6 protein-coding genes and 1 pseudogene are annotated in these 4,527 nt (G+C 75.9%); 3 read left to right on the plus strand and 4 right to left on the minus strand.

What is annotated here, in order from left to right; genetic code table 11:
* Positions 1-1,361, minus strand: a pseudogene (gene rfaE1, locus CKO13_RS10775) (D-glycero-beta-D-manno-heptose-7-phosphate kinase); the annotation flags it as partial.
* Between the two features lie 72 nt (positions 1,362-1,433).
* Between rfaE1 and CKO13_RS10780 the strand changes: the two are divergent.
* Positions 1,434-1,859: a DUF2721 domain-containing protein gene (locus CKO13_RS10780; protein WP_200260780.1), complete on the plus strand. Its 426-nt coding sequence runs from the start codon at positions 1,434-1,436 to the stop codon at positions 1,857-1,859.
* Positions 1,860-1,868: 9 nt separating this feature from the next.
* Here the strand turns inward: CKO13_RS10780 and CKO13_RS10785 are convergent, their stop codons facing one another.
* Positions 1,869-2,675: a hypothetical protein gene (locus tag CKO13_RS10785; protein WP_200260783.1), complete on the minus strand. Its 807-nt coding sequence runs from the start codon at positions 2,673-2,675 to the stop codon at positions 1,869-1,871.
* A 131-nt stretch (positions 2,676-2,806) separates the two neighbouring features.
* Here CKO13_RS10785 and CKO13_RS10790 point away from each other — a divergent pair, with 131 nt between their 5' ends.
* Together CKO13_RS10790 and rfaH are read left to right on the plus strand one after the other, a co-directional pair.
* Positions 2,807-3,037, plus strand: a complete 231-nt coding sequence (locus CKO13_RS10790; RefSeq protein WP_338034639.1) for a zinc-finger domain-containing protein — start codon at positions 2,807-2,809, stop codon at positions 3,035-3,037.
* On the plus strand, positions 3,021-3,527 hold the full coding sequence (gene rfaH / locus CKO13_RS10795) for a transcription/translation regulatory transformer protein RfaH (protein WP_200260786.1): 507 nt from the start codon (positions 3,021-3,023) through the stop codon (positions 3,525-3,527). Before CKO13_RS10790 ends, rfaH begins: the two co-directional genes overlap by 17 nt.
* On the opposite strand, the gene CKO13_RS10800 is transcribed toward rfaH, so the two are convergent.
* Complete coding sequence (locus tag CKO13_RS10800) at positions 3,524-4,312, minus strand: ElyC/SanA/YdcF family protein (protein ID WP_200260789.1); 789 nt, start codon at positions 4,310-4,312, stop codon at positions 3,524-3,526. The genes rfaH and CKO13_RS10800 overlap by 4 nt on opposite strands.
* Before the next feature lie 2 nt (positions 4,313-4,314).
* Positions 4,315-4,527: hypothetical protein (locus CKO13_RS10805; protein ID WP_200260792.1), on the minus strand; the 213-nt coding region annotated here is incomplete at its 5' end.

A 4,527-nucleotide genomic window follows, 5' to 3' on the forward strand; every position in this document is an offset into this window, starting at 1 on the left:
CTCCTGCGCCCCCCCGCGGATGCGCTCGATCAGGCCGGTGGTGGAGGCCCCCTCGAGGAGGGGGAGGACCTCCACGGCGCCGCCGGCGGCGGTGACCGCCGCGTAGCCGGCGATCGCCTCGGGGCGGTAGTCGCCGCCCTTGACCAGCAGGTCGGGGCGGACCGCGGCGATGAGCCGCTCGGGGGTGTCCTCGCTGAAGGGGACCACCCAGTCCACGGCCTCGAGGCCGGCGAGCACGCCCAGCCGCTGCGCCAGGGGCACCACCGGGCGCTGCGGCCCCTTGAGGCGGGCCACGGAGGCGTCGTCGTTGACCGCGACGATGAGCCGGTCGCCGCGCTCCCGGGCGCGGGCGAGGTAGTCGACGTGGCCGGCGTGGAGGAGGTCGAAGCAGCCGTTGGTCATGACGATCCGCTCCCCCGCCGCCCGGCCGCGGCGCGCAGCTCCGCGGGGGTCACCGTGGCGGTGCCGAGCTTGCCCACGACGACGCCGGCGGCGGCGTTCGCCAGGGCGGCGGCGTCCGGCAGGGCCGCGCCGGCGCCGAGGGCGGCGGCGAGGGTGGCGATCACCGTGTCGCCGGCGCCGGTGACGTCGAAGACCTCGCGGGCCCGGGTCGGCAGGTGGACGGGGTCGGCCCCCGGCCGGGCCAGGGTCATCCCCGCCTCGCCGCGGGTGACGAGGACCGCCTCGAGCCCCAGCTCGGCGGCCAGGGCGCCGGCGCGCTCGGCGATCTCGGCGGCGTCGGCGCAGCGGCCCACCACCGCCTCGAGCTCGGCGAGGTTGGGGGTGAGCAGCGTCGCCCCGCGGTAGCGGGCGTAGTCGCGGCCCTTGGGGTCGACGAGCACCGGCACCCCCGCCCGGCGGGCGGCGCCGATCAGCGCCTGCGGGTCGGGGAGCGCCCCCTTGGCGTAGTCCGACAGGACGAGGACGTCGCTGGCCTCGAGCAGCGGCGCGGCCAGGGCGGCCATGGCCTCGGCGCCGAAGCCGGGGAAGCCGCGCTCGAAGTCGAGGCGCAGCAGCTGCTGGTGGCGGCTGATCACCCGCAGCTTGGTGATGGTCGCCGCCCCGTCGACGGGCTGCAGGCGGCACGCCACCCCGGCGCCGCGGAGCAGCTCGGCGAGCCGCTCGCCGGCCTCGTCGGCGCCGGTGGGCCCGAGCACGGTGGCGCCGGCGCCGAGGGCCACGGCGTTGAGGGCGACGTTGCCGGCGCCGCCGGGGCGCTCCTCGGCCGCGTCGACGTGGACCACCGGCACCGGCGCCTCGGGCGAGATCCGGCCCGTGGCGCCGTACCAGTAGCGGTCGAGCATCAGGTCCCCGGCGACGGCGATGCGGACCCCTTGCAAGGGGGGGAGTACGGCTTTCATGCGCTGCTGATCCCGAGCTAGAGTGGATGTCGATCTTCTTGGGCCACCCGCGCCGTCCAGCGAGCCAACGGCATGACCCCCGATACGCAGCCCGCCGCCGAGCTCACCCTCTCCTCGCCCGCGCTGCTCTTCCCGGCGATCTCGCTGCTGCTGCTCGCCTACACCAACCGCTTCCTGGCGCTGGCCTCGCTGATCCGCGACCTGGAGCCGAAGTACCGCGGCAGCCACGACCGGAGCCTGGGCGCCCAGATCGACAACCTGCGCCGGCGCGTGCTGCTGATCCGCAACATGCAGATCGCCGGGGTGGCGAGCCTCTTCTTCTGCGTGCTCTGCATGCTGGTGCTCTTCATCGGCGCCCCGCTCGCCGGCAAGGTGCTGTTCACCGCCAGCCTGCTGCTGATGCTCCTCTCGCTGGCCCTGTCGCTGCGCGAGCTGCAGATCTCGGTGGGGGCGCTGAGCCTCCAGCTCCAGGACCTGGCGGACCGGGACCGGGCGTGAGCGGCGCGGCTAGCCCGCGTGGTACGCCGGGATCGCCTCGCGCTCGATGAACTCGACGGCGCGCCGGTGCCGGCTCGCCGGGCTGCTGTGGTGGGCCTGGAACTCGGCGCGCAGCCGGCCGTAGGGGTTCTGGTAGAGCTCCGCCCCGATGACGTAGGCGATCGCCCGCCGCCACGCGGGCGCCGCCTCGAGCCCGGCGCTGCGGTCCAGGGCCTCGAGGACGTGGCGGACCGTGCGCAGCTTCAGCCCCGGGGCCCGCTCGACGACGGCCTCGTGGGCGAGGCCGAGCATCAGCTCGCTCGGCGCCTCCTCGGCCTCCGCGGCGCCGGCGCTCAGGAGGGTCTGCCCCCACCCCTGGGGCACCATCCACACGCCCATCCCTCGGGCCAGGTCGCGCAGGTACCCCTCGTGGGCCTCCGGGAAGTCGGCCGCGGCGCCGATCAGCCAGAGGCCGAGCAGCTCGCCGAGCGCCTCCCCCCACGGCCCGGCCTCCGGGCGGGCGCGCGCGCCGCCGCCGGCGAGCGCGCTGCAGGCCGCTCCCAGCGCCGCCGTGGCGTTCTCGTGGTGGACGAAGGGGGTGCCGTCCTCGTCGAGGCCGCGCTCGAGGAGCAGCACGGGGGCCTCGAAGCGGTCCTGCTCGAGCAGCTCGAGCAGGGTCACCAGGGCCCGGGCGGCGGGCTGGTGGACGAGGTCGATCGCCGGGACGGGCTCACGGGCACGCCGCGCCGCCTCGCGGTATCCCGGCTCGTCTACGCTGGCGCTCAGCCGGAGGCGCAGGTGGTGGCGCCGATTGGGCCTGGGGGCGTCTTGACTCACGGGGTCAGTCCGTTTGCACTACAGGCGATAGCGTACGCAGACGGCCGACCCGTTACAATCGCCGCACTGCCCGGGGCGGCAAGGGCCCCCCACCCCACAGCAGCGCCGCACACTGGCGGCAGGAGGGTACGGTGAGCGATCCCCAGACCCACGACCGCACGGACCTGATGGAGCCCAGCGCCAGGCGCCGCTACACCGTTACGGCCGCGGACCTGCCGGTCTGCTGCCCGACGCCCGAGATGTACCTGTGGAGCTCCCACCCGCGGGTCTACCTCCCCGTCGGGGAGCTCGGCTACGCCAGCTGCCCCTACTGCGGGGCCATCTTCGTGCTCACGGAGGCCGACGATGAAGGGGCGAAGTGACTGCTGGTACCTGATCCACAGCAAGCCGCGCCAGGAGGAGAAGGCGCGCTGGAACCTCGATCAGCAGGGGTTCCGCTGCTACCTGCCCTACATCCGCGTCCGGCGCCGCCGGCGGGGGCGCTACGAGACCCTCGTCGAGCCGATGTTCCCGCGCTACCTGTTCATCCGCCTCGCTGCCGGCGAGGAGGACTGGAGCCCGATCCGCTCCACCCTCGGCGTCAGCCGGCTGGTGCGCTTCGGGACCTGGCCGGCGCGGGTCCCCGACGAGCTCGTGGCGGCGATCCGCGAGCGCACCGAGGGCGGCTGCTGCGACCTCTGCCCGGAGCCGCTGCAGCCGGGCGAGCGGGTCCGCGTCCTCGACGGGCCCTTCCACGGCTACGAGGGGCTCTTCCGCACCCAGCGCAGCGACGAGCGGGTGATGATCCTCCTCGACCTCGCCGGGCAGCACACCACCCTGACCCTCTCGCAGCACCAGGTCGAGCGGGCCTAGCCCGTCCAGCCGCGCAGCCACGCCCAGGCGAGGCCCAGGTACTCATGGAAGGCGCGCTCGCTCATCCGCAGCCCCTCCGCCGAGGGCAGGAAGTCGCGCAAGCGCGGCCCCGCGCCGGCCTCGCGCCCGCGCACGCGGTGGCGCGTCGGGGCGGGGACGGGATCGAGCCCCTGGCCCCGGAAGAGGGCCACGGCCCGGGGCATGTGGGAGGCCTCGGTGACCAGGACCACCCGCCCGGCGCCCGGGCCGCCGACCCGCCCGGCCACGGCCCGCGCCTCCTCGACGGTGTTGCGCGGCGTCTCGAGCCGGACCACGGCGCCAGGGTCGAGGCCGACGGCGCGCAGCAGGCGGTGCATGACCGCTGAGTTCGGCGTCTCGCCGAAGACCGCGCCGCCGCCGAGGACCAGGGTGGCGTCGGGGAAGGCGCGCTGCAGCCGCACGCCCTCGAGCAGCCGCACCGCCGCGTTGGCGTTGAGCTGCGCGGTGACGGGCAGGCGCGGATCGAGCCGGTGCCCCTCGCCGAGGACCACGATGTGGGAGACCGGCGCCGCCACCTGCGCCCGCGGCTCGAGCAGCGCCGGGTACTGGCGCTCCAGCGGCGCGAGGAGCAGCCCGGCGGTGGCCTCCAGGCCGAGCAGGTAGAGGGCGGCCAGCGTGCCGAGCACCACCCGGCGGCCGAGGCGCGCCCGGCGGGTGAAGAGCAGCGCCGCGCCGAGCAGCGCCGCCAGCAGGACCAGGCTCAGGGGCATCAGCAGGGCGCCGAGGATCTTGGTCAGGGCAAACATCGCTACGTCATCTCCACGGGGTCGACATCCAGTGACCAGCGCACCCGGCGCGCCCCCTCGAGCCCCCCCAGCGCCTGGCTCCAGCGGCGCAGGAACCGCTGCAGGGCCGGGCGCTGGGCGGCGCGGACCATCAGGTGGGCGCGGTGGCGGCCCTCGCGGCGCTCCATGGGCGCCGGCACGGGGCCGAGCAGCTCCACCCCCCGGCCCCCGCCGTG

This window comes from Halorhodospira neutriphila (assembly GCF_016584055.1).
Classification (GTDB): Bacteria; Pseudomonadota; Gammaproteobacteria; order Nitrococcales; family Halorhodospiraceae; genus Halorhodospira; species Halorhodospira neutriphila.